Origin of the sequence: Gluconobacter potus, assembly GCF_015244705.1 — a bacterium.
In the GTDB taxonomy this organism is placed as follows: domain Bacteria; phylum Pseudomonadota; class Alphaproteobacteria; order Acetobacterales; family Acetobacteraceae; genus Gluconobacter; species Gluconobacter potus.
In genome coordinates this window covers 33,588-58,545 of the sequence record NZ_JABCQF010000008.1, presented here as the reverse complement: position 1 = coordinate 58,545, position 24,958 = coordinate 33,588, and the positions used below count along the sequence as shown (strand labels likewise).

General features: G+C 61.3%; 26 protein-coding genes. 16 read left to right on the top strand and 10 right to left on the bottom strand.

All coding sequences use genetic code 11. From position 1 onward, the window contains the following. Positions 1-83: 83 nt before the first annotated feature. Both pgsA and HKD31_RS11745 read left to right on the top strand, forming a co-directional pair. Positions 84-686: a CDP-diacylglycerol--glycerol-3-phosphate 3-phosphatidyltransferase gene (pgsA, locus tag HKD31_RS11750; RefSeq protein ID WP_062458956.1), complete on the top strand. Its 603-nt coding sequence runs from the start codon at positions 84-86 to the stop codon at positions 684-686. Positions 687-788: 102 nt separating this feature from the next. Then, positions 789-1,394, top strand: a complete 606-nt coding sequence (locus tag HKD31_RS11745) for a hypothetical protein (RefSeq protein WP_041112436.1) — start codon at positions 789-791, stop codon at positions 1,392-1,394. Positions 1,395-1,440: 46 nt separating this feature from the next. On the opposite strand, the gene lexA is transcribed toward HKD31_RS11745, so the two are convergent. After that, the gene (gene lexA / locus HKD31_RS11740) at positions 1,441-2,157 is read right to left on the bottom strand and encodes a transcriptional repressor LexA (protein ID WP_024716897.1); all 717 of its coding nucleotides are present in this window, start codon (positions 2,155-2,157) and stop codon (positions 1,441-1,443) included. A 305-nt stretch (positions 2,158-2,462) separates the two neighbouring features. Here lexA and rpmG point away from each other — a divergent pair, with 305 nt between their 5' ends. Then, complete coding sequence (gene rpmG, locus HKD31_RS11735; protein ID WP_011253780.1) at positions 2,463-2,630, top strand: 50S ribosomal protein L33; 168 nt, start codon at positions 2,463-2,465, stop codon at positions 2,628-2,630. 84 nt (positions 2,631-2,714) lie between these two features. On the opposite strand, the gene HKD31_RS11730 is transcribed toward rpmG, so the two are convergent. Then, entirely contained in the window at positions 2,715-3,044 is a 330-nt protein-coding gene (locus HKD31_RS11730) for an FtsB family cell division protein (RefSeq protein WP_041112437.1), read from the bottom strand. A 141-nt stretch (positions 3,045-3,185) separates the two neighbouring features. Then, a complete protein-coding gene (eno, locus tag HKD31_RS11725) occupies positions 3,186-4,466 on the bottom strand; it encodes a phosphopyruvate hydratase (protein WP_011253782.1) in 1,281 nt (426 codons plus the stop codon). A gap of 102 nt (positions 4,467-4,568) precedes the next feature. Between eno and HKD31_RS11720 the strand changes: the two genes are divergently transcribed. Continuing rightward, a complete protein-coding gene (locus tag HKD31_RS11720) occupies positions 4,569-5,045 on the top strand; it encodes a DUF3429 domain-containing protein (protein ID WP_228120599.1) in 477 nt (158 codons plus the stop codon). Here the strand turns inward: HKD31_RS11720 and kdsA are convergent. The 4 genes from kdsA to tpiA form a co-directional block, all read right to left on the bottom strand. Beyond that, complete coding sequence (gene kdsA / locus HKD31_RS11715; protein ID WP_194265206.1) at positions 5,042-5,866, bottom strand: 3-deoxy-8-phosphooctulonate synthase; 825 nt, start codon at positions 5,864-5,866, stop codon at positions 5,042-5,044. The genes HKD31_RS11720 and kdsA overlap by 4 nt on opposite strands. Further along, positions 5,863-7,494 carry a CTP synthase gene (locus HKD31_RS11710; RefSeq protein ID WP_194265207.1) on the bottom strand — a complete coding sequence of 544 codons (1,632 nt, stop codon included), beginning with the start codon at positions 7,492-7,494 and terminating at the stop codon, positions 5,863-5,865. The genes kdsA and HKD31_RS11710 overlap by 4 nt, the downstream gene beginning before the upstream one ends. Positions 7,495-7,597: 103 nt before the next feature. Next, a complete protein-coding gene (secG, locus tag HKD31_RS11705) occupies positions 7,598-7,939 on the bottom strand; it encodes a preprotein translocase subunit SecG (protein ID WP_194265208.1) in 342 nt (113 codons plus the stop codon). Further along, positions 7,936-8,736, bottom strand: coding sequence for a triose-phosphate isomerase (gene tpiA / locus HKD31_RS11700; protein WP_081107392.1), 801 nt, complete (start codon positions 8,734-8,736; stop codon positions 7,936-7,938). The genes secG and tpiA overlap by 4 nt, the downstream gene beginning before the upstream one ends. Positions 8,737-8,936: 200 nt before the next feature. Here tpiA and HKD31_RS11695 point away from each other — a divergent pair, with 200 nt between their 5' ends. From HKD31_RS11695 to HKD31_RS11640, 12 genes are all read left to right on the top strand, one after another. After that, positions 8,937-10,874 (top strand): peptidylprolyl isomerase, encoded by a 1,938-nt coding sequence (locus tag HKD31_RS11695; RefSeq protein ID WP_194265209.1) that lies wholly within the window; start codon positions 8,937-8,939, stop codon positions 10,872-10,874. After that, complete coding sequence (gene trpE / locus HKD31_RS11690; RefSeq protein ID WP_062497926.1) at positions 10,874-12,286, top strand: anthranilate synthase component I; 1,413 nt, start codon at positions 10,874-10,876, stop codon at positions 12,284-12,286. The genes HKD31_RS11695 and trpE overlap by 1 nt, the downstream gene beginning before the upstream one ends. Positions 12,287-12,344: 58 nt before the next feature. Next, the gene (locus HKD31_RS11685; protein ID WP_194265210.1) at positions 12,345-12,941 is read left to right on the top strand and encodes an anthranilate synthase component II; all 597 of its coding nucleotides are present in this window, start codon (positions 12,345-12,347) and stop codon (positions 12,939-12,941) included. Next, entirely contained in the window at positions 12,938-14,029 is a 1,092-nt protein-coding gene (gene trpD, locus HKD31_RS11680) for an anthranilate phosphoribosyltransferase (protein ID WP_194265211.1), read from the top strand. Before HKD31_RS11685 ends, trpD begins: the two co-directional genes overlap by 4 nt. Continuing rightward, positions 14,026-14,952 carry an indole-3-glycerol phosphate synthase TrpC gene (gene trpC, locus HKD31_RS11675; RefSeq protein WP_194265212.1) on the top strand — a complete coding sequence of 309 codons (927 nt, stop codon included), beginning with the start codon at positions 14,026-14,028 and terminating at the stop codon, positions 14,950-14,952. The genes trpD and trpC overlap by 4 nt, the downstream gene beginning before the upstream one ends. A gap of 153 nt (positions 14,953-15,105) precedes the next feature. Next, on the top strand, positions 15,106-16,110 hold the full coding sequence (gene pdhA, locus HKD31_RS11670; RefSeq protein ID WP_011253792.1) for a pyruvate dehydrogenase (acetyl-transferring) E1 component subunit alpha: 1,005 nt from the start codon (positions 15,106-15,108) through the stop codon (positions 16,108-16,110). Positions 16,111-16,113: 3 nt separating this feature from the next. Beyond that, positions 16,114-17,481 (top strand): pyruvate dehydrogenase complex E1 component subunit beta, encoded by a 1,368-nt coding sequence (locus HKD31_RS11665; RefSeq protein WP_194265213.1) that lies wholly within the window; start codon positions 16,114-16,116, stop codon positions 17,479-17,481. Positions 17,482-17,486: 5 nt separating this feature from the next. Beyond that, positions 17,487-18,716, top strand: a complete 1,230-nt coding sequence (locus HKD31_RS11660; RefSeq protein WP_194265214.1) for a pyruvate dehydrogenase complex dihydrolipoamide acetyltransferase — start codon at positions 17,487-17,489, stop codon at positions 18,714-18,716. A 3-nt stretch (positions 18,717-18,719) separates the two neighbouring features. Beyond that, a complete protein-coding gene (gene lpdA, locus HKD31_RS11655; protein WP_194265215.1) occupies positions 18,720-20,126 on the top strand; it encodes a dihydrolipoyl dehydrogenase in 1,407 nt (468 codons plus the stop codon). A gap of 5 nt (positions 20,127-20,131) precedes the next feature. Then, entirely contained in the window at positions 20,132-21,100 is a 969-nt protein-coding gene (lipA, locus tag HKD31_RS11650) for a lipoyl synthase (protein WP_041112447.1), read from the top strand. Then, positions 21,100-21,579: a type II toxin-antitoxin system RatA family toxin gene (locus tag HKD31_RS11645; RefSeq protein ID WP_194265216.1), complete on the top strand. Its 480-nt coding sequence runs from the start codon at positions 21,100-21,102 to the stop codon at positions 21,577-21,579. Before lipA ends, HKD31_RS11645 begins: the two co-directional genes overlap by 1 nt. Positions 21,580-21,665: 86 nt before the next feature. Continuing rightward, positions 21,666-21,935, top strand: a complete 270-nt coding sequence (locus HKD31_RS11640) for a hypothetical protein (protein ID WP_194265217.1) — start codon at positions 21,666-21,668, stop codon at positions 21,933-21,935. 67 nt (positions 21,936-22,002) lie between these two features. On the opposite strand, the gene HKD31_RS11635 is transcribed toward HKD31_RS11640, so the two are convergent. The 3 genes from HKD31_RS11635 to HKD31_RS11625 are packed head-to-tail and all read right to left on the bottom strand — an operon-like array spanning position 22,003 to position 24,941. Beyond that, positions 22,003-22,488 carry a CinA family protein gene (locus HKD31_RS11635; protein WP_194265218.1) on the bottom strand — a complete coding sequence of 162 codons (486 nt, stop codon included), beginning with the start codon at positions 22,486-22,488 and terminating at the stop codon, positions 22,003-22,005. Beyond that, positions 22,478-24,355: a lytic transglycosylase domain-containing protein gene (locus HKD31_RS11630; protein ID WP_194265219.1), complete on the bottom strand. Its 1,878-nt coding sequence runs from the start codon at positions 24,353-24,355 to the stop codon at positions 22,478-22,480. The genes HKD31_RS11635 and HKD31_RS11630 overlap by 11 nt, the downstream gene beginning before the upstream one ends. Continuing rightward, positions 24,339-24,941 (bottom strand): YjbE family putative metal transport protein, encoded by a 603-nt coding sequence (locus HKD31_RS11625; RefSeq protein ID WP_194265220.1) that lies wholly within the window; start codon positions 24,939-24,941, stop codon positions 24,339-24,341. Before HKD31_RS11625 ends, HKD31_RS11630 begins: the two co-directional genes overlap by 17 nt. Positions 24,942-24,958 lie beyond the last annotated feature (17 nt).

Here is a 24,958-nt window from a genome sequence, read left to right as displayed (position 1 = left end):
GTCGGAATTTACACGAAAAATACATCTTTTACGGGCATATTGGCGCATACCGGAGAGACGGAAACTGTTCTAGACTGACTGCGATGCTGACAGATCTGCCAAACATCCTGACACTGCTGCGTATTGCGTCCATTCCTGTACTGGTCGTGCTGCTCTCCGTGCATTCGCCGACTGCAAACGTGATTGCGTGCGCGGTCTACACTGCCGCGTGCATCACGGACTATCTGGACGGGGCACTCGCACGCCGCTGGCACCAGCTTTCGGAGCTGGGCCGGATGATGGATCCGATTGCGGACAAGCTGCTGGTGGGCTCGCTTCTGCTGGCTCTGGCCGGGCTGACGCACCTTCCGGTTTTCTCGCTTTATGCCGGGATTATCATCATGGTCCGGGAAATCCTGGTCAGTGGCCTGCGGGAATACATGGCCTCGCAGCGGGAAACGCTGCCCTCCACCCGTCTGGCGAAATGGAAAACCGGAATCCAGATGGTGGCGATCGGGTTTCTGATCGGTGGAGACGGGGCAGCAGGAATGCTGGGTCTCTCCTTCCTGCCTGCCACTCTGATCGGCGGAATTCTTCTCTGGTTCTCGGTCATTCCGACCGTCATCAGCGGCTGGGGTTATCTGACTGCCGGGCTCGCCCGCATCATGGCGGGACAATCCCGCAAGTCATCCAAGATCAGCTTCTGACGTCAGGCTCTGGTAGAATTGTGGATGTCTTTGACTGTCTTCATCTGGCGCTCCGTTACAAGGACCGCTAAAGGTCATTTATTGACCTTGTGGGAGTAAGAAATGCGGAAGGCCGCTCTGCTGGCACTACCTCTCGCTCTGAGCGGCTGTTCAGGCATGGGCAAATATATCCGTGACACCATGGTGTGGACGGCGCTCGATAACCCCAATGGTCCACACGGCGACAGTGAGAATATTCACCGTGCCCGTGGCGAAAAATACGCTGAAACTCCGATTTTTCCTGAAGGCGGCAATATCTGGCCTGGTGCCCCACAGCCTCTTCCGACCCTCAAGGACGTCGAAAACCCCGACAGCACGTTCAGTCATGCCCTCGGAGACCCGGCAACCTATTTTGGTGGCGCAGCTCTCGACGAGAATTTCATGGGCGGCATTGGTAGCAAGGGCGCTCTGGGCGCTTCCGGCCAGCAGCTCATGCAGGGGCAAAGCATGTCGGTCGGCGAAAGCGCCGACACCCATCAGGGCGTGAGCCGGGACCGCAGCCATGTCATTCCGACACTGCCATCCTCGGTCCCCGATAGCGCTACCCGTTTCCTGAACAAAAATCCAAGCAAGACCATCGTCATTCCGAATGGTGACGGCACGAGCACGCTGATTGCGCCGGATGGCAGCGTGAAAGTCGTACGCGGCACACCCGCTGCGCCGCAATAACAGGGTTTTTGACGGACCCTGAAGCCGTCAGCAGTCACCCCGATTTTCAATACTGCCGGAAAAGCGCGACCAGACGGCCCTGGATGTGGACGCGCTCCGCCGGGAAGATGCGGGTTTCGTAGTCCCTGTTGGCCGCTTCCAGCGCAATCATCGATCCACGACGACGCAGCTTCTTGAGCGTCACTTCCTGCTCGTCGATCAGGGCCACGATGATCTGTCCGTTTTCCGCAGTTTCGCGTCGACGGATGATGGCAATATCGCCATCCAGAATGCCCGCCTCGATCATCGAATCACCCGCAACCGTCAGGGCATAATGCTCGCCGGTGCCCAGAAGCGAGACCGGCACGTCAATCCGGTCGCTGTCATCCTGCATGGCCTCGATCGGAAGACCGGCTGCAATACGTCCATAGAGCGGGATGCTGACAGTCTGGCGGTCATTGGCGACGCTGGCTTCTGAGAACGCACCCTCAAGACCCGTCTGTCCCTGGTTGAGAACAGCCGGGACGAACGCGGTACCCGTGCCCGTAGCGGCCGGTGCCTCGGTTCCCATGTGTGGCAGACGCAGCACTTCGAGCGCACGGGCACGATGATGGTGACGACGCAGAAAGCCGCGTTCTTCAAGAGCCGAAATCAGGCGGTGAATCCCTGATTTCGAGCGCAGTTCGAGCGCATCCTTCATTTCATCGAAAGAGGGGGAGTATCCCGTCCGGCGAAGGTGGTCGTCGATATATAGCAAAAGCTGGTGCTGCTTGCGGGTCAGCATACAGGCGCTCCCATGCGCCTCGGCGGAGGCAGGTCGAAAAAGAAGGTGCAGAATGAGAGGCATCCCGCATTTGTTCCTTATAGGTTCCCCTCTGTTGCCTCACAAGCGAAAGAGAAGATCTTACACGGGGGTCTGATGAGATTTCTGGCAGCCGAAAGTCCCTGAAAGCGCAGGAAAACCCCGAAATCATGCGCAAAGGCCTTGACCTGCGGGCCACAAATCAGCATGGTGCGCCCAATCTAAAGATCAACATGCTGCATCGACACCTTCGAGCGGCATCAGTATGGCGAAAGCCCGAGGGTATCATGGGAAAGAGCAACGTTATTCAGATCCGGCTCGTTTCGTCCGCCGAAACCGGCTACTTCTACGTCACGAAGAAGAATGCCCGTTCCGCTACGGGAAAGATGGAAGTGCGCAAGTACGATCCGGTTGCACGCAAGCACGTCGTGTTCCGCGAAGCCAAGATCAAGTAAGACTGTTTCGACAGTCTTCATGAAAAAAGCGGCCTTCGGGCCGCTTTTTTTTGTGTCTGCAGAACCGGATTTCCTGACCGCTGCTCAGAACAGCTTGTCGTGAGGACCGTAGGGGACAACCAGATCACCGCTGCGGGTCAGGTTCATCGTGGCACGGGCACGCTCGTCCAGCATATCGGCGTCCAGCGCCTTTTCCTTGAGTGCAACGACACGCCGACGCCAGACATTCTGTTCGTCATCGGCATCCTGCCTGGCCTGAAGGGCATCCTTCTGAAGCTGCATCTGTTCCTGATAGGCATGAATACCATGAGCGCCATGAAGGGCGTTCCATCCGAAATAGGCCGTCAGGGACAGAAAGAAAGCGGGGGGAGCAACGGCGCGGACACCACGCTTGATGAGCCGGATCAGTGTCACGTCGTGAAAACTCCGTTCTGAGGGACTACTTCAGTTTATATCAGTCAATCGTGACCAGACAATGAATGATGCGGGGATCTTTCATGTCCGGACCTGAAAAAACGGCCCCATTCCCGAAGGACATGAGGCCGTTGTGCACTCTCAGGAGTTCTTGAGAATGCTGCGGCCAGCATAGCGCGCGGCGCTGCCGAGCTGCTGCTCGATACGGATGAGCTGGTTGTACTTCGCCGTACGATCGGAACGGGAAAGGGAGCCCGTCTTGATCTGACCGCAGTTCGTGGCGACTGCGAGATCGGCAATGACGGAATCTTCCGTCTCACCGGAACGATGGCTCATGACGCAGGCATAACCCGCCTTGTGAGCGGTTTCGACAGCTTCGAGCGTCTCGGTCAGCGTGCCGATCTGGTTAACCTTCACGAGCAGGGCGTTACCCGTGCCGGCCTTGATGCCACGACGCAGACGCTCGGGGTTGGTCACGAACAGGTCGTCGCCAACAAGCTGAAGCTTCTTGCCCAGACGGGTCGTAAGCTCTGCCCAGCCTTCCCAGTCATCCTCAGCCAGACCGTCCTCGATGGAGACGATCGGGTAGCGGTTGGCCAGATCCTCAAGGTAGGAAATCATGCCCGAAGCATCGAATTCCTTGCCTTCACCCTTCAGGTTATAGCGACCATCCGCATAGAACTCCGTGGCTGCGCAATCGAGCGCGAAGGTCACATCCTCACCAAGCTTGTAGCCCGCAGCCTCAACGGATTTTGCAATAAATCCAAGAGCTTCGTCAGCAGACTTCAGGTTCGGTGCGAAGCCGCCCTCATCGCCGACATTGGTGTTGTACCCGGCTTCGGACAGACCTTTCTTCAGGCGTGCAAAGATTTCCGAGCCCATACGGATGGCATCCGCGACCGTCGGAGCACCAACCGGCTGAATCATGAATTCCTGGATGTCGATCGGATTGTCGGCATGCTCGCCGCCATTGACGATGTTCATCATCGGCACGGGCAGGAGATGGGCATAGGCGCCACCGACATAGCGGTACAGCGGCAGTTCCAGTTCCTCGGCCGTGGCCTTGGCGACTGCAAGGGAAACGCCCAGGATGGCATTTGCACCCAGACGGGATTTGTTAGGGGTCCCGTCCAGATCGATCATCGCGTTGTCGATGGCGATCTGATCTTCCGATTCGGCGCCCTGGAGCACTTCGAGGATGTCGTTTTCAACGTGGCTGCAGGCCTTCAGGACGCCCTTGCCGCCGTAGCGGGACTTGTCACCATCGCGCAGCTCCACGGCTTCATGCGCGCCTGTGGAGGCGCCAGACGGGACAGCAGCGCGGCCGCGGGCACCGGAGGACAGTTCGACCTCGACCTCGACGGTGGGATTGCCGCGGCTGTCCAGGATTTCGCGGGAGGTGATATCAACGATGGCGCTCAATGGAAGCTCTCCTGGAGATGCGTGAACCGGGTTGGCTCGTGACCGTTCGGAATGGAACAGGTATTTCAAGTCTCAAAATCACGCCGTGAGGTCAACGACGACATGCGCCTTCCTTTTCCCGTTTTCGTGCTTGGCATTGCCGGACTGATCCCCTTCATGACGCTTGGCGGGTGGATCTTTCTGGCCGGACTGTTCGCGCCGCTGCCACATCTGAAGATCATTCTGCTAGCGTACGGGGCCTGCATCCTGTCATTTCTGGGGGCCGTGCACTGGGGACTGGCCATGGAGCGGCCGGACATCATCACGGTTGGCGGGACATCGGAGCGGGACCGTCAGCGTCTCGTGCTGGGCGTCTGCCCTGCGCTGTGGGCATGGCTGTCGCTATGCGTGGGTGTACTGGGGCATGTCCGCGCCGGTTTCGGGCTGGAAATCATCGGCTTTGTCGGGACGTTCCTCGTGGAACGGGAAGCCTGGAGGAAAGGCGCTCTTCCCCCAGGCTATCTGCCGCTTCGCACAGGGCTGACGGCTATTGCGGTGCTGAGCCTGTTTCTGGCGGCTCTGGCACCATCCGGCACCTAGGCCAGAAAGGACTTCGCGAGCGCGTCGAAGGCTTTCAGACGCGTCAGCAGGCCGCGCATTTCACTAAGCGGCACCATGGTTGGCCCATCGCTCGGTGCGTGATCCGGATCCTGATGTGTTTCAATGAAAACAGCAGCTACGCCGATGGACAGGGCAGCGCGAGCCAGAGGCTCAACGAACTCGCGCTGGCCGCCGGTTGATGCCCCAAGGCCGCCCGGCTGCTGGACCGAGTGGGTGGCGTCGAACACGACAGGATAACCCGTCTGCGCCATGATCGGCAGTCCACGCATGTCGCTCACAAGCGTGTTGTAACCGAAGCTCGTACCGCGGTCGCAGAGCATGATGCGTTCATTGCCCGTGGATGCGATCTTCGCCGCAACATTCGCCATGTCCCACGGTGCGAGGAACTGGCCCTTCTTGATGTTGATGGCGCGACCGGTTTTGCCCGCCGCCAGCAGCAGATCCGTCTGGCGGCACAGAAAGGCCGGGATCTGAAGAACATCCACCGCCTGGGCAGCAGGCGCGCACTGCTCAGCAGTATGGACATCCGTCAGGACGGGAACGCCGAATCGCTCCCGGATGCTGGCGAGAATATCCAGACCGGCATCCATACCCACGCCCCGGGCGGCGTTGACCGAACTGCGGTTGGCTTTGTCGAAGCTGCTTTTGTAGATCAGGCCGATTCCCAGCTCACGGCACAGGCTGGAAATGGCGTCGGCCATTTCCGTTGCGTGCTCGCGGGATTCGATCTGGCAGGGACCAGCGATCAGCGTGAAGGGCTGATCCTGGCCGACCGTGAGGTCTCCGATCAGGAAGCTCACTTGTTGTGAGCCTCCTTAACGGCCGCGGCGATGAAGCCCGCAAACAGCGGATGCGGGTCGAAAGGCTTGGAGAGCAGTTCCGGATGGTACTGCACGGCCACGAACCAGGCGTGATCCGGATATTCAATCACTTCCGGCAACACGCCATCAGGCGACAGGCCAGAGAAGCGCAGGCCCGTCTTTTCGAGACGGTCCTTGTAGTGCGCATTGACCTCCCAGCGGTGACGATGACGCTCGCGGATTTCCGTACGACCATAGATTTCCGCCACGCGGGAGCCAGGAACCAGCTTGGCCGGGTAGGCACCCAGACGCATCGTACCACCCAGATCGCCACCTTCGCGACGGCGGAGCATTTCGCTGCCCCGAGCCCATTCGGTCATCAGGCCGACCAGAGGCTCATCCGTCGGGCCGAACTCGGTGGACGAGGCCTTGGGCAGACCCGCCAGTGAACGGGCACATTCGATCACGGCCATCTGCATACCGAAGCAGATGCCCAGGAACGGGATATTGTGCTCACGGGCATAGCGGACAGCCTGGATCTTGCCTTCCGCACCACGCTCACCGAAGCCACCCGGGACGAGGATGGCGTCCGCATCCTTCAGACGCTCGGCAATGTTGCCGTTCTTCTCGAACTCTTCCGATTCGATCCAGTCGAGCTTCACCTTCACATGGTTGGCGATGCCACCATGCAGCAGGGCTTCGGCCAGCGACTTGTAGCTGTCGAGCAGGGCCGTGTACTTGCCAACGATAGCCACGCGGACTTCGCCTTCGGGCTCGCGAATCGCGTGGACGATCTTTTCCCAGCGCGAAAGGTCCGGCTTGCTGTCATAGGGCAGGTCAAAATAGCGCAGGACTTCCTGATCCATTCCCTCATTGTGATAGGAAATGGGGCAGGCATAGATCGTGTCCACATCCAGCGCCGCGATAACGGCTTCCGGACGGACATTGCAGAAATTGGCAATCTTGCGACGCTCGTTGTCCGGAATGGGACGGTCCGAGCGGCACAGCAGCATCTGCGGCTGGATACCGACATTCTGCAGTTCCTTGACGGAATGCTGCGTCGGCTTCGTCTTGAGTTCGCCGGCTGCCGGGATATAGGGCAGGAGGGTCAGGTGCACGCACATGGTCTGGGCATGGCCGAGATCATTGCGGAGCTGACGGATAGCTTCGAGGAAGGGCAGACTCTCGATGTCGCCGACCGTACCGCCGATTTCCACGAGGACGAAATCATAGTCGTCGGTACCGGTGACCACGACGTCCTTGATGGCATCCGTGATATGCGGGATGACCTGAACGGTCCCGCCCAGATAGTCGCCGCGGCGTTCGCGGGCGATCACATCCGAATAGATCCGTCCCGTCGTGGTGTTGTCAGCACGTGACGCATGGACGCCCGTGAAGCGTTCATAGTGCCCGAGATCGAGGTCGGTTTCAGCCCCGTCATCGGTAATGAACACCTCACCGTGCTGGTACGGGCTCATGGTGCCCGGATCCACGTTGAGATAGGGGTCCAGTTTGCGCATGCGGACCTTGTATCCGCGCGCCTGGAGGAGAGCAGCGAGGGCCGCTGAAGCGATGCCCTTGCCGAGAGAAGATACCACACCGCCGGTGATGAATACGAAACGCGTCATGGGCGGTCTTCATACACTGCCGACATGGGGCAGGGGAAGCGGAGAGACGCGTCTGTGAGAAAGATCCCCGTTAAAAAGTTTGAACGGGGATTTTCAGGCCCGGTCAGTGAGCGGGTGCGGGAGCCGGAGAGGCGGGTGCAGCCGGGGTTGGGGTCATGGTCGTCTGGGTCGCGGCAGGCGGTTCGGCCAGAATGTCATGCGAGCCGACGCCGGAAGAGGCGCCACGGTTCATGACGGCCAGCACCAGACACAGCAGCATGAAGATGCCGGCGAGAACGGACGTGGCACGCGTCAGCAGCGTTGCCGTCCCGCGGCCGCTCATGAAGGAGCCCATGCCCTGGCCGCTGCCAATTCCGAGGCCGCCGCCTTCGCTGCGCTGGATCAGGATCACCCCGATCAGCGCCAGTGTGACCAGCAGGTTGAGAGCAAGCAGAAGAGTGGTCATGAACGATAGGGTCCGGACAATGGTTGGGACGTCAGGCGGAAAGATGCCGCTTCAGCGATGCGCAGGAAGCTCTCTGCTTCCAGACTGGCACTGCCAACCAGCACCCCGCCAAGCGACCCGATGGAAAAAATGGTCGGCGCCTGAGCCGGTGTGACGGAGCCGCCATACAGGATCGGCACGCGAATGTCATCCGTCTTGAGACGGGACTGCAACAGTCCGTGCAGGAGAGAGAGGGTTCTCTCGAGCTCGTCGATGGGCGGAATCGTGCCGCTTCCGATGGCCCAGACGGGCTCGTAAGCCAGGATACCGGTAAAGCCGTCGGTCAACGATCCCTCGACCTGCGTGGCCAGAACGGTGGTCGTCCGGCCTTCGAGACGCTCCTGCATCGTCTCGCCGATACAGACGATGGGAATTAGGCCCGCAGCTTCGGCAGCTTCGACCTTCTGGCGAATCAGGACATCGGTTTCGCCATGGGCCTGACGCCGTTCGGAATGACCGAGGATGACGTAGCGGACGCCAAGGTCGGCCAGCATTTCAGCCGAGATGTCCCCGGTGTGGGGCCCCGAAGACGTCGTATGACAGTCCTGCGCGCCAAGACGCAGCGGCGTGGCTGGCCCTTCGGCATTGATAATGCCATGCACGCTGGCGAGCTGGGTGAAGGGTGGGCACAGGACGAGCCGCACGTCATCGGGGAGGGACTGCGCGCCCTCGGCGACGGCACGGGCCAGACGGCCGGACTGCTCCCGCAATCCGTGCATCTTCCAGTTTCCAACGACAAGCCTGGGTGATGGGGGCACTCTTCCTCCTTGATGATGACGCCCTGAAGAATGGCGGCGTTACCGGTGTGTGCTCAGTGTTTGCGACCGGCTGAATGCCGCAAGGTCGCACTCGTTCCGGTCTGCTTCTGGTCAAGCCGTTCTCACGACATTATGGTGCGGCAAGTCTAGCGGGCCTTTTGTGTCCGCACCATCCCGTCATCCGGATCTGCCCTGACCCTATGATTACCACGCTCCGCCACCTCTTTGTTGACTCCTGGGCCGGCCGTGCCGCCGCGCTGCTGATCTTTCTGGCCTTCATCGGCTGGGGCGTGGGAGATGTGTATTCCAACATGGGCACGGCAAGCTCCAACGAAGTCGTGCGCGTCGGCGATCGCAGCATCACGCCGGATGATTTCAGCCGCGCGCTCTCGGCGCAGCTTCCCGAAGTCGCCAGACGGATCGGGCTTGCCGACCCGTCCAAGCTCCCCAAGGGCGAGGTCGAGCAGATCGCACGGCAGACGCTTCAAAACCTTGTGATCCAGAACGAAACCCAGCTTGCCGCCGCCCGTGCAGGCATGATGGTCCCGGATGATCTGGTGCGGCAGGAAGTCTTTGCCATTCCGGCGTTTCACAATGCCGCCGGACAGTTCGACCGGAGCATCTTCAATGACCGTCTGACACGGATCGGACTGTCCGAGGGCAAGCTGCTCCAGGCCATCCGCGAGGACATCGCTTCACGCGGACTTCTGCAGGGCATGGGGCAGTCCGTTGTCGCGCCGTCTTCCCTGACGGACCGGATGCTGTCTTTTGATGCGAGCCAGCGCGTGTTCGATCTGGTTCAGATCCCGTTTGCAAGCGGTGTCGTTGCCGCCGCGCCGACGGATGACCAGCTTCACCGTTTTTATGACAACCACCCCCAGATGTTCCGCACGACAGAATACCGTCATGCGAAAATGGTCGTCATGACGCCGGACAGCGTGGCAAAGACGATCGAGGTTCCCGACGACGTCCTGCACCGTCTCTATGATTTTCAGGCTCGCACCTTCGACATGCCCGAGACGCGGACGATTCAGGTCCTGACCTTCACGGATCAGGCAAAGGCCGATGCGGCTGCAACGGCCTGGAAGAGCGGAACGTCCTGGGACGATATCCAGAAGAAATTCCCCGAAGCTGCTGCGGTGTCCCTGCCGTCCGTACGTCAGAGCGACATTCCGAACCCCGAACTCGCCAAGGCAGCATTCGCAGCACCGTCCGACCGCATCTCCGGACCGGAAAAGACCGGCATGGGCTGGGTCGTCTTCAACATCACGGCCATCACCGCGCCGCACAAGACGACCTTCGAGCAGGCTAAGGACGGTCTGAAGACGCAGGTCCAGACCCAGGAAGCCGGGGAGGCGCTTCAGGCCCGCCAGAAGCAGTTTCAGGATGCGGTTGCCGGATCTTCGACACTGGAGCAGATCCCGAGCGATCTCGGGGCCGTTCCCGCATCCGGCACGCTGGATTCAAACGGCCTGACACAGGACGGTCTGCCTGCCCCCATCCCGGGCGACGCGGCGCTGCGCCAGGCGATCATCCACCAGATCTTCACCCAGTCCAAGAATGCCCAGCCGACCGTCATCAATGGTCCGAACGGCACGGCGTTCTCCCTGCTCGTCGATGAAGTGCACCCGGGTACGCTCAAGCCGTTCGACACCGTGCGCGATCAGGTCGTGCAGGCCTGGACGGCGGATCAGAAGCGCCATGCTGCGGATCTGAGGGCGACCGCGCTGTTCAATGCCGCCAAGGCGGGAACGCTGCGCAAGGCTGTTGAGGGGCAGGCCGACGCCTCGGCCCTGCGTCAGGACGTTGCCGTGTCGCGGGTTCATCCGGACCAGAGCCTGCCGCAGAATGTCCTGCGCGGTGTCTTCGGTCTCAAGCCGGGAACGAGCGGCATGTTCGAATCACCGGATGCGTTCTGGCTGGTCAACGTGACGGCGGACAAGCCGGCCTCGGCAGAGGACATGAAAAGCCTGGGCAACCAGCTTTCGGACGAATACCTGCAGTCCATGCGTTCCGACATCCCGGTGGCCCTGAACGCCGCCATGGAAAAGGCGGTTCCGCCGTCGCACATCAACATGGCGCTCTATAATCAGGTCGTGACTGCGGCCGCGCCGGCAGCAGGAAACGAGGCGCAGTAATGGGCATTGTCTACAGCATTGAGGCCGCCGATCTTCTGACGCCTGTCTCGGCCTTTCTGCGTCTTTCGAAACTGTCGGACGATCCGTACCGGCTGCTGTTCGAAAGCGTCGAAGGCGGTGCGGCCCGCGGGCGTTATTCCGTAATCGCGCTTCTGCCGGATCTGGTCTGGAAATGCCGGGACGGGAAGGTGACGCTGGACGGCAAGCCCGTTGACGGCGTACCGCTCGAGACACTGAAGACCATCGTGGATGAGAGCCAGATGGAGCTTCCGGCCGGAATGCCGCCGATGATCGGCGGCGTGTTCGGCGTGCTGGGTTACGACATGGTGCGCCAGATGGAGCGCCTGCCGAATGCCCCGGTCAACGATCTGGAACTGCCGGAAGGGATCATGATCCGTCCGCGCCTGTTCGCGGTCTTCGATTCCGTGCGGGACGAGCTTACGCTGGCCGTGCCGGTGCGGGGCAAGACGACGGATGCGGAGGCGCATGCGCTTCTCGATCAGGCACGGGCCGCTCTGGCCGCGCCGCTGGGGGATGCGCGCGAGACGCTGCCGGCCGGCACGGAACTGGCACCACCGACATCGAACATGACGCAGCAGCAGTTCGAGGATCACATCCGCAAGGCGCAGGACTATATCGCTGCGGGCGATGCATTCCAGATCGTGCCGAGCCAGCGCTTCACGACCCCATTCCCGCTGTCGCCGCTCTCGCTCTATCGCAGCCTGCGCCGCGTCAATCCGGCGCCGTTCCTGTTCGTGATGGAGCTTGAGGACTACGCTCTGGTCGGATCTTCGCCGGAAATCCTCGTACGGCTGCGCAACGGCGAAGTCACGGTGCGTCCGCTGGCGGGCACACGCCCGCGCGGAGCGGACCGCGAAGAGGATCTCGCGCTGGAAAAGGAGCTTCTGGCTGACCGCAAGGAACTGGCCGAGCATCTGATGTTGATTGATCTGGGCCGAAACGATGTCGGGCGCGTCTCACAGCTCGGGACCGTCGAAGTTCCGGAGAAATTCGTCGTCGAGCGCTACAGCCATGTCATGCATATTTCCTCGACCGTGACCGGCCGCATCAAGGACGGCAAAACGGCGATGGATGCACTTGTCGCAGCTTTCCCGGCCGGGACCCTGACGGGCGCCCCCAAGATCCGCGCCATGGAAATCATTGACGAACTGGAACCGACGCGGCGCGGTCCCTATTCGGGCTGCGTCGGGTATTTCGGGGCGGACGGGGAAATGGACACCTGCATCGGGCTGCGCATGGCCGTTCTCAAGGGTGGAAACATGTATGTGCAGGCCGGCTGCGGTGTCGTGGCGGACAGCGATCCGAACGCCGAGTTCCGCGAGACGCAGGCAAAGGCCCGTGCGCTGTTCCGGGCGGCGGAAATCGCCGTAGCAACTGCCGCGAAAGCCTGACGGAGCCTCGAAGCGCGATGTATTTGACGAAAACAGACACGGGGGTCATTCTGTTGCCATGATCCTTCTCATCGACAATTACGACAGCTTCACATTCAACATCGTCCACCATCTGGGTGCGCTTGGGGTTGAGTGTGACGTGCGGCGCAATGACGCGCTGAGCGTCGAGGAGGCCCTGGCGCTCAATCCGTCCGCAATCGTGATCTCGCCAGGCCCTGGTGCCCCGGCCGAGGCCGGGATCTGCTGTGATCTGATCCGTGCTGCCGCGGGGAAGGTGCCGGTATTCGGTGTGTGCCTTGGCCATCAGGCGATCGGACAGGTCTTCGGGGCAGAAGTCGTGCGCGCACCTGTGCCGATGCATGGCAAGATCAGCGCGGTGCATCATGACGAAACGGGCGTCTTTGCCGGACTGCCCGAGCCGGTGGATGTAGTGCGCTATCACAGCCTGACGCTTGCACCGAACAGCATTCCCGAAACGCTTGTGGTCAATGCCCGGACGGAAGACGGCGTCATCATGGGCGTGCGTCACCGTGACTATCCCGTGCATGGCGTCCAGTTCCATCCCGAAAGCATCGCATCCGTTGCAGGACGCGAACTGCTGGCCAATTTCCTGAAAATTGCCGGTATTCCGGTCCTCACCTCACAGGCCGCATGACTGTGAGCGCGGATTTCACGTCCCTTCTGCACAAGGCTGCCCAGAGACGGCAACTCGACAGTCATGAGGCGGAAACGGCTTTTCACGCCATCATGGCCGGCGAGGTCGATCCCGTTCAGCTTGCCGCTTTCCTGACCGCGCTGAAACTCCGTGGCGAAACCTTTGCCGAACTGACCGGAGCCGTTCAGGCGGTCCGTCATCACATGACGGTTCTGCCAGATGTGCCAGCCGGGGCGATTGATGTGTGCGGAACAGGCGGCGACGGCCTGAAGACACTGAATGTCTCCACAGCCGTAGCCTTCGTGCTGGCGGGACTTGGCGTTCCCGTGGCCAAGCATGGCAACCGCGCACTCTCATCCGCCACGGGTGCAACGGATGTTCTCGAAGTCCTGGGCATTCCGCCGACCGATGATCTGGAGCTTCAGGGCCATCGGCTGCGGGAAAACGGACTGGTCTTTCTGGCAGCCCCCCAGCATCATCCTGCGATGCGGCATGCGGCTCCTGTCCGCAAGGCACTGGGTTTCCGTACGCTGTTCAATCTGCTCGGGCCGCTGTGCAACCCCGCTCAGGTCCGCCATCAGCTGATCGGCGTGTTTGACAGGAACTGGTGCGAACCCGTGGCGCGGGCGCTTGGCGCACTGGGCAGTTTTTCAGTCTGGGTCGTCCATGGCTCAACCGAAGAAGGGGGCAGTGACGAGCTTACGCTTGCTGGCCCCTCCCAGGTTTCGGCCTGGCAGGACGATGCCCTTTTTTCATTCGGGATCGAACCGGACATGGCCGGACTGGCTGCCGCACCGATTTCAGCCATCCGGGGCGGGGATGCGCAGACCAATGCGGCTGCATTGCTTGCCCTGCTGGATGGCGCGGGTGGCGCCTACCGGGATACGGTTCTTCTCAACGCCGCTGCAGCCCTGCATGTGGCAGGGCGCGGCGATATCGTGAAGGCCGGAGCGATTGACGTTCCAGCTTTCCGTCGCAATGTAGGAATGGCGGCAGACTCCATTGACCGGGGTCTTGCCCGTGCCGCGCTCGAGGCTGCGCGCATGTCAGCTCATTCCATTGCCCCCAAAGACGCAGGACGATCATGACATTCATGTACCATCGACCGGCGATGACATATTCGCCTGAGGGAACGGAACAGTTCCCGGACCCGGAAATTCCGGAAACGACGACCCCGCCCATCAAGGACCCTGAAGCGGAAACCGCTGCCGACCGCAGCGACGTTCTGGCCCGGATCTGCGCCCGCACCCGCGTGGACATCGAGCAGCGCTCCCAGATCATGTCCCTCAAGGAGATCACGGCACGCGCCCGGGAAGTCACAGTCCCGACACGGGGCTTTGGTCAGGCGCTCCAGCATCTCACGGCCGATCGTCAGGTCGGGCTGATTGCCGAGATCAAGAAGGCGTCTCCGTCCGCTGGTATCCTGCGTCCGGACTACAATCCGGTCGAGATCGCGCAGGAATACCAGGCTGCCGGCGCCACCTGTCTTTCGGTTCTGACGGAAGGCTCGTGCTTTCATGGCAGCACGGACGATATCCGGGCCGTACGCGAAGCATGCAGCCTGCCCATCCTGCGCAAGGACTTCATTCTGGACCCCTGGCAGGTGCATGAGAGCCGCCTGATCGGGGCGGACTGCATCCTGCTGATCATGGCGATCCTGACGGAAACCCAGGCTGCCGAACTGATCGCGATTGCACGCGGGCTGGACATGGATGTCCTGCTGGAAGTCCATGACGAGGCCGAACTGAACCGGGCCCTAGCCTTGGATACGTTCCTGATCGGGATCAACAACCGTAACCTGCGGACACTGAAGACCGACATCCAGACGACGATCGAGCTTGCGCCGCTGGTGCCGCCGGATCGTCTGGTCGTCTCCGAAAGCGGCATCCGGACGCAGGACGACATGATGAAGGTCGGGGCGGTCGGAGCGAGCGCGGTTCTGGTGGGCGAGAGCCTGCTGCGTGAGCCCGACCCCGGCGTGGCCGCACGCCGTCTGCTCGGTTTCGTATGATCCCAGGCCGCCCTTCGGGGCGGTCTGATCCGTTTTTCCACGGCACATCCAGCAGGCCGGGACTTCCGCGAAAGCGGGGGCGTGGTCTGGCTTTTGGCGGGTTCTGCCGCTAAGAGCATGCAGGATTTTGTGCATTTCCATCAGGAGACCGTCATGGACGAGACACCGTCCGCTTCAGGCCGGAGCAACGGTCCGGCCCTTTCGCCGGAGACCATGAAGCGCGCTTACAGGGACATGCTTCTTGTCCGGCGCTTTGAGGAAAAGGCCGGGCAGCTTTACGGCATGGGTCTGATCGGCGGCTTCTGCCATCTGTATATCGGCCAGGAAGCCGTTGTGGTCGGGATCGGCCTCAACATGAAGCAGGGCGACAAGTCCATTACGTCCTATCGCGACCATGGGCAGATGCTCGTCGCGGGCATGACGCCGCGTGGTGTTATGGCGGAACTGACGGGCCGCTCCGGTGGATATTCGCACGGCAAGGGCGGTTCCATGCACATGTTCTCCCGTGAAAAGGAGTTCTATGGCGGCCATGGCATCGTCGGCGCACAGGTAGCCCTCGGCACGGGGCTAGCCTTTGCGAACAAGTATCGCGGCACGGACGAGGTCTCGATCGTGTATTTCGGCGAGGGCGCATCGGCACAGGGGCAGGTCTATGAGAGCTTCAATCTCGCTGCCCTGCACAAGCTGCCTTGCATCTATGTGATCGAAAACAACCGCTACGGCATGGGCACGTCCATCGAGCGCGCTTCCGCCTCCAAGGATCTGTCGCGTAATGGCGAACCCTGGGGCATTGCCAGCCGTAAGGTGGACGGCATGGACATTTTTGCCGTGCATGAAGCCGCGCAGGAAGCCATGGAATACTGCCGCTCGGGCAAGGGGCCGTTCCTGCTGGAGATGGAAACCTATCGCTATCGCGGGCACTCCATGTCCGATCCGGCGAAATATCGCCAGCGCGCGGAAGTCGAGGAGATGCGTCGCACGCGCGATCCGATCGAAACGCTGAAGGCCGAAATGCTGCGCAGCGGCATTGAGGAGAGTGTCTTCAAGGACATCGAGACGGACGTGAAAGCCATCGTGGCGGACGCGACCGAATTTGCGCAGACAAGCCCGGAGCCGGACGTGTCCGAACTCTGGACCGATATTCTGGTGGAGGCCTGATCCATGGCATCTCTGATTCTGATGCCGGCTCTCTCGCCGACCATGACCGAAGGTACGCTGGCCCGCTGGGTCAAGAAGGCCGGTGATACCGTTGCGGCCGGTGACGTGATTGCCGAGATCGAGACCGACAAGGCGACGATGGAAGTCGAAGCCGTGGACGAAGGTGTGATCGGTAAAACGCTGGTGGAAGAGGGCACGCAGAACATCGCGGTCAACACGCCGATCGCGGTGCTTCTGGCGGAAGGCGAGGACGCCTCTGCGGCCGATGATGTCGTGCGGTCTTCTGATCCGGCAGTCGGTGCACCTGTTGCCATTGAGACGCCGTCCGACCCGGCCATCACCGAAGCGCCGGAAGTGGCACAGGCCGAGGATGATCGCGACTGGGGCGAAACCAGCGAGATCACCGTCCGTCAGGCGCTGCGTGATGCCATGGCGGCCGAGCTTCGTCGTGACGAGGACGTGTTCCTGATTGGTGAGGAAGTGGCGCAGTATCAGGGCGCCTACAAAATCAGCCAGGGTCTGCTGGAAGAGTTTGGCGAAAAGCGCGTCATCGACACGCCGATCACCGAGCATGGCTTTACGGGTATGGCGGTTGGTGCGGCCCTGACGGGTCTGAAGCCGATCGTCGAGTTCATGACCATGAACTTCTCGCTTCAGGCCATTGATCATATTATTAATTCAGCCGCCAAGACGCTGTATATGTCCGGTGGTCAGATGGGCTGCCCCATCGTGTTCCGCGGTCCGAACGGTGCAGCAGCCCGCGTAGGTGCCCAGCATTCGCAGTGTTTCGCGAGCTGGTACGCGCATATTCCGGGCCTGAAGGTCGTGGCTCCCTGGTCGGCAGCTGATGCGAAGGGGCTGCTGCGCGCTGCCATCCGTGATCCGAACCCGGTTATCGTGCTGGAAAACGAGATCCTGTACGGCCAGAAATTCCCGTGCCCGGTGGATGAAGATTTCATTCTGCCGATCGGTCGCGCGAAGATCGAGCGGGAAGGGACGGATGTGACGCTGGTGGCGTTCTCCATCATGGTTGGCGTGGCGCTGGAAGCCGCGGCGATTCTGGCGGATGAAGGCATCTCGGCCGAAGTCATCAACCTGCGTTCGATCCGTCCGCTGGACACTGAGACGATTGTGCGCAGTGTGAAGAAGACGAACCGGATCGTCTCCGTTGAGGAAGGCTGGCCGGTAGCGGGCATCGGTGCGGAAATCTGCACCGTGGCCGTCGAGCAGGCCTTTGACTGGCTCGATGCTCCGCCGGCACGTGTCTGCGGGCTCGACCTGCCGATGCCCTATGCGGCCAATCTCGAAAAACTGGCGCTTCCGAAACCCGAATGGGTTGTGGATGCCGTTCGCAAGCAGCTGCGGGACTGACAACGATGGCTACCGATATTCTGATGCCGGCGCTGTCGCCGACCATGACCGAGGGCAAACTGGCCCGCTGGCTCAAAGCCGAGGGCGATACCGTCTCCGCTGGCGACGTGATTGCCGAGATCGAGACCGACAAGGCGACCATGGAAGTGGAAGCCGTGGACGAGGGCATTCTTGGCCGCATCCTGATCCAGGAAGGCGTCGAGGGCATTCCCGTCAACACACCGATCGCAGTTCTTGTGGAAGAGGGTGAGGCTGTGCCGGATGGCTCTTCCACGCAGGCGCCAGCGGCCCCGAAAGCAGAGGCTGTTCCGGCCGTATCGACGGGAACTGCGCCTGCAAAAGCTGCGCCAGAAGAGAAGGGCGAACGGATTTTCGTCTCTCCGCTAGCCCGCCGCATGGCACGTGAGCGAGGCATTTCCCTCGATGCGCTGACGGGAAGTGGCCCGAACGGCCGTATTCTCAAGCGCGATGTGGAAAAGGGTGTGACAGCTCCGAAGACTGCGCCGAAAGCAGCTCCGTCAGCGACACCCGTTGCTGCTCCGGAAGAGACTGTCCGTCGCGTTCCGAACTCCACGATGCGCAAGGTCATTGCGCGGCGTCTGACGGAATCCAAGACGCAGGTTCCGCATTTCTATGTCTCGGTTGATATCGAGCTGGATGCACTGCTGGAACTGCGGTCGAAGCTGAATGCCACCGCTCAGGAAAACAGCTTCAAGATTTCCGTCAACGACATGATGATCAAGGCCGTTGCACTGGCGCTGAAGAAGGTACCGGGTGTGAACGTGCAGTTCACGGATGCCGAGACGCTGCATTTCGAGAATGTGGACATCTCGATGGCCGTGTCGGTGCCGGACGGCCTGATCACGCCGATCATCCGCAACGCCGATCGCAAGTCCCTGCGGCAGATCAGCGTCGAGGCCAAGGATCTGGCCAAGCGCGCCCGTGCCGGAAAGCTCAAGCCCGAGGAATTCCAGGGCGGGACGTTCTCCATTTCCAACATGGGCATGTTCGGCGTGCGCGAGTTCGCGGCGATCATCAATCCGCCGCAGGCCGGTATCCTGGCGATTGCCTCGGGTGAGAAGCGGGCCGTGGTGCGTGGATCAGAAATTGCTGTTGCAACCGTGATGACGGCGACGCTTTCGGTCGATCACCGTGCCGTCGATGGCGCGCTTGGTGCCGAATGGCTTAATGCACTGCGCGATATCGTGCAGAACCCTTACACTCTGGTGGTCTGAACCATGTCCGATACGTTCGATCTGATTGTTGTTGGTGGCGGCCCCGGCGGCTATGTGGCGGCGCTGCGGGCCAGCCAGCTCGGCATGAGCGTGGCGCTCGTGGAAAGCACGCATTTCGGCGGCGTATGCCTCAACTGGGGCTGCATTCCGACCAAGGCGCTTCTGCGGTCTTCGGAAATCCACCATCTGCTACATGAACTGGGGACGTTCGGTCTTTCTGCCGACAACATCTCGTTCGACCTGTCCAAGATCGTGGGTCGTTCACGCAGCATTGCGCGGCGAATGGGTGGCGGCATTGCCCATCTGCTGAAGAAGGCCAAGGTCACGACCTTTGATGGTCGTGCAAAGCTGGCCGGCCGTTCGGGCGAGGCGCATCAGGTTGCCATCACCAAGGACGGGGCTACGGTTGCCACCATCAAGGCGCCGCATGTCATCCTTGCAACGGGTGCGCGTGGTCGTCAGCTTCCTGGTCTGGAAACGGACGGCACCCTGATCTGGGGAGCGCGCGAGGCCATGACGCCGCAGGAACTGCCGAAGCGGCTCCTCGTCATCGGCTCCGGCGCCATCGGCATCGAGTTCGCATCGTTTTACCGGAACATGGGCAGTGAGGTCACGATTGCCGAGGTGGCGGACCGGATCCTGATTGCCGAAGATCCGGAAATCAGCGCCGCTGCCCGCAAGGCTTTCGAAAAGCAGGGAATGAAGATCATCACCAGCGCGAAAGTCGGCCCTCTGAACAAGAGTGAGAACGAAGTCTCCACGACGATCGAGAGCCCGACGGGCAAGGTCGATCTGACGGTGGATCGCGTTATCTGTGCGGTCGGCATTGTCGGCAATGTCGAGGATCTGGGGCTTGAGGGCACCAAGGTGCAGGTCGAGCGAACCCATATCGTCACGGACGGCTTCTGCCGCACCGGTGAGCCGGGTATCTATGCGATCGGTGATGTCGCGGGGGCTCCGTGGCTGGCCCACAAGGCGAGCCATGAAGGCATCCTCTGCGTCGAGAAGATCGCAGGCCGTTCGCCGCAGCCGCTTCATCCGCTGAATATTCCGGGCTGCACCTATTCACGTCCGCAGATCGCCTCTGTCGGGCTTAGCGAAGAGAAGGCCATCGCTGCCGGCCACAAGGTCAAGGTCGGGCGCTTCCCGTTCATTGCCAACGGCAAGGCCGTCGCGATGGGTGAGACGGACGGCATGGTCAAGACCGTGTTCGATGCCACAAGCGGCGAGCTTCTTGGCGCCCACATGATCGGCGCGGAAGTCACGGAAATGATCCAGGGCTACGTCATCACCCGCACAGGCGAACTGACGGAAGCGGAGCTGGTCGAGACGGTCTTCCCGCATCCGACCATTTCTGAGACCATGCATGAGGCAACTCTGGCGGCCTTCGACGGCCCGCTGCATATCTGAGCACCATGTCCCAGCGCATCACCATCGATCACCGTTCGGCGCCTGCCCTCCGTCATCCGGAAAAGGCGCATCGGCCTGACAACCCGATCCAGCGCAAGCCGTCCTGGATCCGGGTCAAGGCGCCGAACCATCCCGTGTATCACGAGACCCGCGCGCTCATGCGGGATGCCGGGCTGGTGACGGTCTGCGAGGAAGCGGCATGCCCCAATATCGGGGAATGCTGGTCGCAGCGTCACGCCACGATGATGATCATGGGCGAGATCTGCACCCGGGCCTGCGCATTCTGCAATGTTACGACCGGACTGCCGAAGCATCTTGATGAGGACGAGCCACGGCGGGTCGGGGAAGCGGTGGCGAAGCTTGGGCTCAAGCATGTCGTCATCACTTCGGTGGACCGTGACGATCTGGAAGACGGAGGGGCGATGCACTTCGCGCGGGTCATTCATGCGATCCGCGAGACCTCTCCACAGACCACGATCGAGATTCTGACGCCTGATTTCCTGCGCAAGGATGGCGCGCTGGAGGTCGTAGTGGCGGCTCGGCCGGACGTTTTCAATCACAATATCGAGACCGTACCCCGGCTTTACCCCACCATCAGACCGGGAGCGCGTTACTATCAGTCCGTCCGTCTCCTGGACGGAGTAAAGAAACTCGATCCTTCCATTTTTACCAAGTCCGGCCTGATGCTTGGGCTTGGCGAGGAGCGGATGGAAGTAGCCCAGGTTATGGATGATTTCCGGATTGCGGACGTCGATTTCCTGACGCTTGGACAGTATCTCCAGCCGTCCGCGAAACATGCGGCGGTGGAAAAGTTTGTTACCCCCGACGAGTTTGACGGCTATGCTGCTGCTGCCCGTTCAAAAGGATTTCTTCAGGTCAGTGCCAGTCCGCTGACCCGGTCCTCCTACCATGCGGACAGTGATTTCGCGAAGCTTCAGGCTGCGCGGAACAGCCGTCTGAAAGAAAGTCTCTGATGCCGACACATGCCGAGCAACGGTTGATCGCCTACACGCCGGACCAGCTTTTCGATCTTGTGGCAGATGTGGAGAAATATTCGCAGTTCCTTCCCTGGTGTGTGAAGGCAAGCATCCGGACCCAGACGGAACAGGAGCTTGTGGCAGATCTGACGATCGGGTTCGGCCCGTTCCGCGAGACCTTCACCAGCCGTGTGACGCTGGAGCGGCCTTCGCGTATCCGGGTGCGCTACGAGAAGGGGCCTTTCCGTTACCTGAACAATGTCTGGACGTTCACGCCGGATCCGCGTGGCTGTCTGGTCGATTTCTTCGTCGATTTCGAGTTCCGTTCGCGCCTTCTGCAGAATGCGATGGGCGTCGTGTTCAATGAGGGCGTGCGTCTGATGGTCTCCGCCTTCATCAAGCGGGCACGGGACATTTACGGCACTCAGGCGACGAAAGCGGTCCCGCCGGCACCGGGCCTTTCCCAAAGGACATAAAATTTCGTAGTATTTCCAGAACCATTCGGTGCGTGGGCCGTTACAGGTCCCAAGCACCGTCATGGTGACATGAAAAGGATTACGAAATGAAAAAGATTTCCTTTGGCGCATTTGCCCTGACCGCTCTGGTCGCCGCAGCTTCGCCTGCAATGGCCGAGCATCATCATCACGGCAAGCACCACGATAAGACTGCACAAACGCAGAAGGCCGACAGCGAGTCCGCCACGGATGCCCTGAACGCCCGCTCTCTTCAGCAGGCCCAGACGCCGGTTGCACCGACGGCCATTCCAACGGCTCCGAGCCTTCAGGCTCCGGCAGCAGCCTCCACGCTGCCGGCCCCGACACAGGGCAACTGAGTTTCTGAACGGACCTCCGGTTTCAGGCAAAGGCGGCTTCCGTTCATTCGGGAGCCGCTTTTTTGTGTCAGGCGTTCAGAACCATCTGCAGGGCATGGTGTACGGACTGGGCGCGGATGGCAGCACGATCTCCCGTGAAATGGCACTGCACGCTTGTGGTTGATCCGGTTCGGGCAACCAGCCCAAAGCAGACGGTTCCGACCGGCTTGAGTGTGCTGCCACCACTTGGTCCGGCGATCCCCGTCACAGAGATGGCAAGGTCCGCATCCCTGGTATTCAGAAGACCGCCTCTGGCCATGGCTTCGGCGGTCTGGGTGCTAACGGCGCCGTATTGAGCCAGAATGGCCTCGGGAACACTGACAGCACTCATTTTCAGGGCGTTGGAATACGTAACGAAGCCGCCCTCCAGCACGTCTGACGATCCGGGAATATCACTGAGCGCGGCAGCAATCAGACCGCCCGTACAGCTTTCCACCGTGACCAGCCTCCAACCGGTCCTGCGAAGATGCTCAAGCACGTGCTCGGAAAGTGTGCGGAGTGCGTTATCCGGCATGGAGGTTCCTGACACGATAGATCATCATGCTGGCCTCAATGTTTTCGATATAGAGGCGTGTCTCGCGATAGGGCAGGCGTTCGATCCAATCCAGAACGCCATCTTCGGAGAGAGGTTCGGAAGGGGGATCTGCCTTCAGCCAGAGATCAACCCGGTGCGGGCCGGCATTATAGGCCGCCAGCGCATAGGGAATCACATTCCCGAAACGCTCCAGAAGCTGTGAGACATAGGCGTTGCCGATCCGGAGATTCGTCTGGGGATCGGTCAGGGCTGCGGGTGAGACATTAACGGAGCCCAGATCCGCCTTGCGCACCACATCCTTTGCCGCGGCGGGAAGAAGCTGCAACAGGCCGACTGCATGAGCGCCACTGATGGCGTCGGGGTCGAAGCCGCTCTCCTGCCGGATAATGGCGGGCAGCAGCCCGTCGGGGACAGTCGAGGCTGACGGATAGGGATCGGGGAAGCCCTGCGGGTAAAGAGCAACCCCCTTACGCGCCAGGGCATAGGACGCGAAGACTTCCGGTGCGGCCAGGCCCAGCCGGGACGCAGCGTCCGCGACGGCTTTCTGCCCCTCGGGCGAAGGATTGACCACGCCCAGCATCATGAGGAATTCCCGTGCGTGATCGGGATCGCCGGCCTGCACAAGGTCCGTTGCGGCTTCGAGCAGATCCGTACGGCTGAGAGTTCCGGCAGTCGGGATGGGAAGGGTCTGGAGCGCCTGAAGTAGAGCGCTATCAAAAGCCTCTGACGATTTTCCGGAGACCAGAATACTTTCGTCCTGGGTCAGGGCCGCGAGCGCGAGCTGACCTGGAAAGGTCGTAGGATACGACGCGGCCTTGCGGAAGGCCGCTTCGGCATCCTGCTGCCGGTCTGCGATCTGCAGGGCGCGGCCTGTCCAGTAATAGCCACGGGCCTGCATCTGGAGCGAGGTAGCATTCTGAAGGGGCCTGAAGAATTTTTCCGCGCGGGCAGGGGCCTGAAGCTCCCTCAGCGCGATGATACCGCTCAGCAGCTCAGCTTCCTGGCGGTCCGTCGTGTCAGGCGCCATGGTGGTGTCGTCTGCGAGATCCGCGGCCTCTTTCGGACGGCCAGCCAGCAGCAGGGCGCGGGCGAGACTAATGCGCTCGGATGACCAGTCATGCGAGGGACTGGCCTGCTGGAGCGCGGCCCCCTGCGCGTTCCATAGCGAGAGCGCCTCGTCCAGCCTGTCCCCACGGCGCAGCGCTCTGAGGCGATAGCGGATCAGGGCAGGATCGGATTGCAGGTCAGCAGAAAGCGATGCGAACAGGGAATCGGCATCAGGCGAGGCTAGACGCTCGGCCAGCCGGGCACGAGCCAGCGCTTGTTGTTCCGGAGCAAGACGCTCGATCTGGCGGGACGCGACGGAGAACTGGCCCCGCAGTTCCAAAGCCTCGTAACGGGCCCACTGATCGGCAGGCGTGAAACTCTGGCCGAAACGCTGGAGCAGCATCTGTTCTTCGCTGACAGTCAGGGCATTGCCTGACAGCCAGAGGCGACGTGCCGTTGAGGCCGCGTCAGGAAGATGAGGGGCGCATGCCTCGAACGCCGCCGGAAGCGTGAGGGGATAGCGCGGGCAAAGGGCGTTCAGGATCTGCGGATCGGTGGTCTGGGACAGGGCGTTCTGATAACGCCAGAGGATCCGGACCCGCTGCGGCCACTGGGGCGTCTGTGCCAGGAAATCAGCGTAGCGCTGTGCCGGAAAAGCGGTTCCGCCCGGTCCGACGAGAATGAGCCATTCCGCCAGCCGCTCCCGAACGGGAGGAGATGCTGGCGCGGCGAGGGCCGATGACGCGGCGAATAGCGTCATAAGCCCCATGAGGAGTGTTCGGCTATTTCGGAAGAACATGCGTCCAGACCTCTCCGCCACCCCGGATGACGAGTTCGATTGCGACACCCAGCACCACCAGCAGACCGATCCATGCGATCCAGCGGTAACGGGCCAGAAGATTGGCGACGACCGATGCGGCAAGCCCCATTAGCAGGACCGAGAGCACAAGCCCCGATACAAGAATCCACGGATGCCCGACAGCAGCGCCAGCCACCGCCAGAACGTTATCGAGGCTCATGGACAGATCGGCCACCACGATCCTCAGGACGGCCGGGCCGAGGCGCGGTGGGGCAGCTTCGACGTCCTCGTGATGTTCGCCACCACGAAGCTCACGATACATCTTCCAGCAGACCCACAGAAGCAGAAAGCCACCCGCAAGCGTCAGGCCAACCACGGCAAGGAGCGTTGTCGCCAGCAGGGCCAGACCGACACGCAGGATGGCCGCAAAACCCGTTCCGAACAGGATGGCCAGACGGCGCTGCCGGCCTTCAAGGTTGCGAACGGCCATTCCGATCACGACGGCATTGTCACCGGCGAGGGCGATGTCGATCAGGGTGATCTGGCCGAGGGCGATGAGGGCGTGAAGCAGAGAGTCAGGGGCCAAGGTGTCATTCTTCCGAA

What these genes read in the sequence shown, in the direction of transcription:
- pgsA (WP_062458956.1), top strand. Translation starts at nt 84, where the DNA reads ATGCTGACAGATCTGCCAAACATCCTGACACTGCTGCGTATTGCGTCC.
- HKD31_RS11745 (WP_041112436.1), top strand. Translation starts at nt 789, where the DNA reads ATGCGGAAGGCCGCTCTGCTGGCACTACCTCTCGCTCTGAGCGGCTGT.
- lexA (WP_024716897.1), bottom strand. Translation starts at nt 2,157, where the DNA reads ATGCTGACCCGCAAGCAGCACCAGCTTTTGCTATATATCGACGACCAC.
- rpmG (WP_011253780.1), top strand. Translation starts at nt 2,463, where the DNA reads ATGGGAAAGAGCAACGTTATTCAGATCCGGCTCGTTTCGTCCGCCGAA.
- HKD31_RS11720 (WP_228120599.1), top strand. Translation starts at nt 4,569, where the DNA reads ATGCGCCTTCCTTTTCCCGTTTTCGTGCTTGGCATTGCCGGACTGATC.
- HKD31_RS11710 (WP_194265207.1), bottom strand. Translation starts at nt 7,494, where the DNA reads ATGACGCGTTTCGTATTCATCACCGGCGGTGTGGTATCTTCTCTCGGC.
- secG (WP_194265208.1), bottom strand. Translation starts at nt 7,939, where the DNA reads ATGACCACTCTTCTGCTTGCTCTCAACCTGCTGGTCACACTGGCGCTG.
- HKD31_RS11695 (WP_194265209.1), top strand. Translation starts at nt 8,937, where the DNA reads ATGATTACCACGCTCCGCCACCTCTTTGTTGACTCCTGGGCCGGCCGT.
- trpE (WP_062497926.1), top strand. Translation starts at nt 10,874, where the DNA reads ATGGGCATTGTCTACAGCATTGAGGCCGCCGATCTTCTGACGCCTGTC.
- HKD31_RS11685 (WP_194265210.1), top strand. Translation starts at nt 12,345, where the DNA reads ATGATCCTTCTCATCGACAATTACGACAGCTTCACATTCAACATCGTC.
- trpD (WP_194265211.1), top strand. Translation starts at nt 12,938, where the DNA reads ATGACTGTGAGCGCGGATTTCACGTCCCTTCTGCACAAGGCTGCCCAG.
- trpC (WP_194265212.1), top strand. Translation starts at nt 14,026, where the DNA reads ATGACATTCATGTACCATCGACCGGCGATGACATATTCGCCTGAGGGA.
- pdhA (WP_011253792.1), top strand. Translation starts at nt 15,106, where the DNA reads ATGGACGAGACACCGTCCGCTTCAGGCCGGAGCAACGGTCCGGCCCTT.
- HKD31_RS11665 (WP_194265213.1), top strand. Translation starts at nt 16,114, where the DNA reads ATGGCATCTCTGATTCTGATGCCGGCTCTCTCGCCGACCATGACCGAA.
- HKD31_RS11660 (WP_194265214.1), top strand. Translation starts at nt 17,487, where the DNA reads ATGGCTACCGATATTCTGATGCCGGCGCTGTCGCCGACCATGACCGAG.
- lpdA (WP_194265215.1), top strand. Translation starts at nt 18,720, where the DNA reads ATGTCCGATACGTTCGATCTGATTGTTGTTGGTGGCGGCCCCGGCGGC.
- lipA (WP_041112447.1), top strand. Translation starts at nt 20,132, where the DNA reads ATGTCCCAGCGCATCACCATCGATCACCGTTCGGCGCCTGCCCTCCGT.
- HKD31_RS11645 (WP_194265216.1), top strand. Translation starts at nt 21,100, where the DNA reads ATGCCGACACATGCCGAGCAACGGTTGATCGCCTACACGCCGGACCAG.
- HKD31_RS11640 (WP_194265217.1), top strand. Translation starts at nt 21,666, where the DNA reads ATGAAAAAGATTTCCTTTGGCGCATTTGCCCTGACCGCTCTGGTCGCC.
- HKD31_RS11635 (WP_194265218.1), bottom strand. Translation starts at nt 22,488, where the DNA reads ATGCCGGATAACGCACTCCGCACACTTTCCGAGCACGTGCTTGAGCAT.
- HKD31_RS11630 (WP_194265219.1), bottom strand. Translation starts at nt 24,355, where the DNA reads ATGTTCTTCCGAAATAGCCGAACACTCCTCATGGGGCTTATGACGCTA.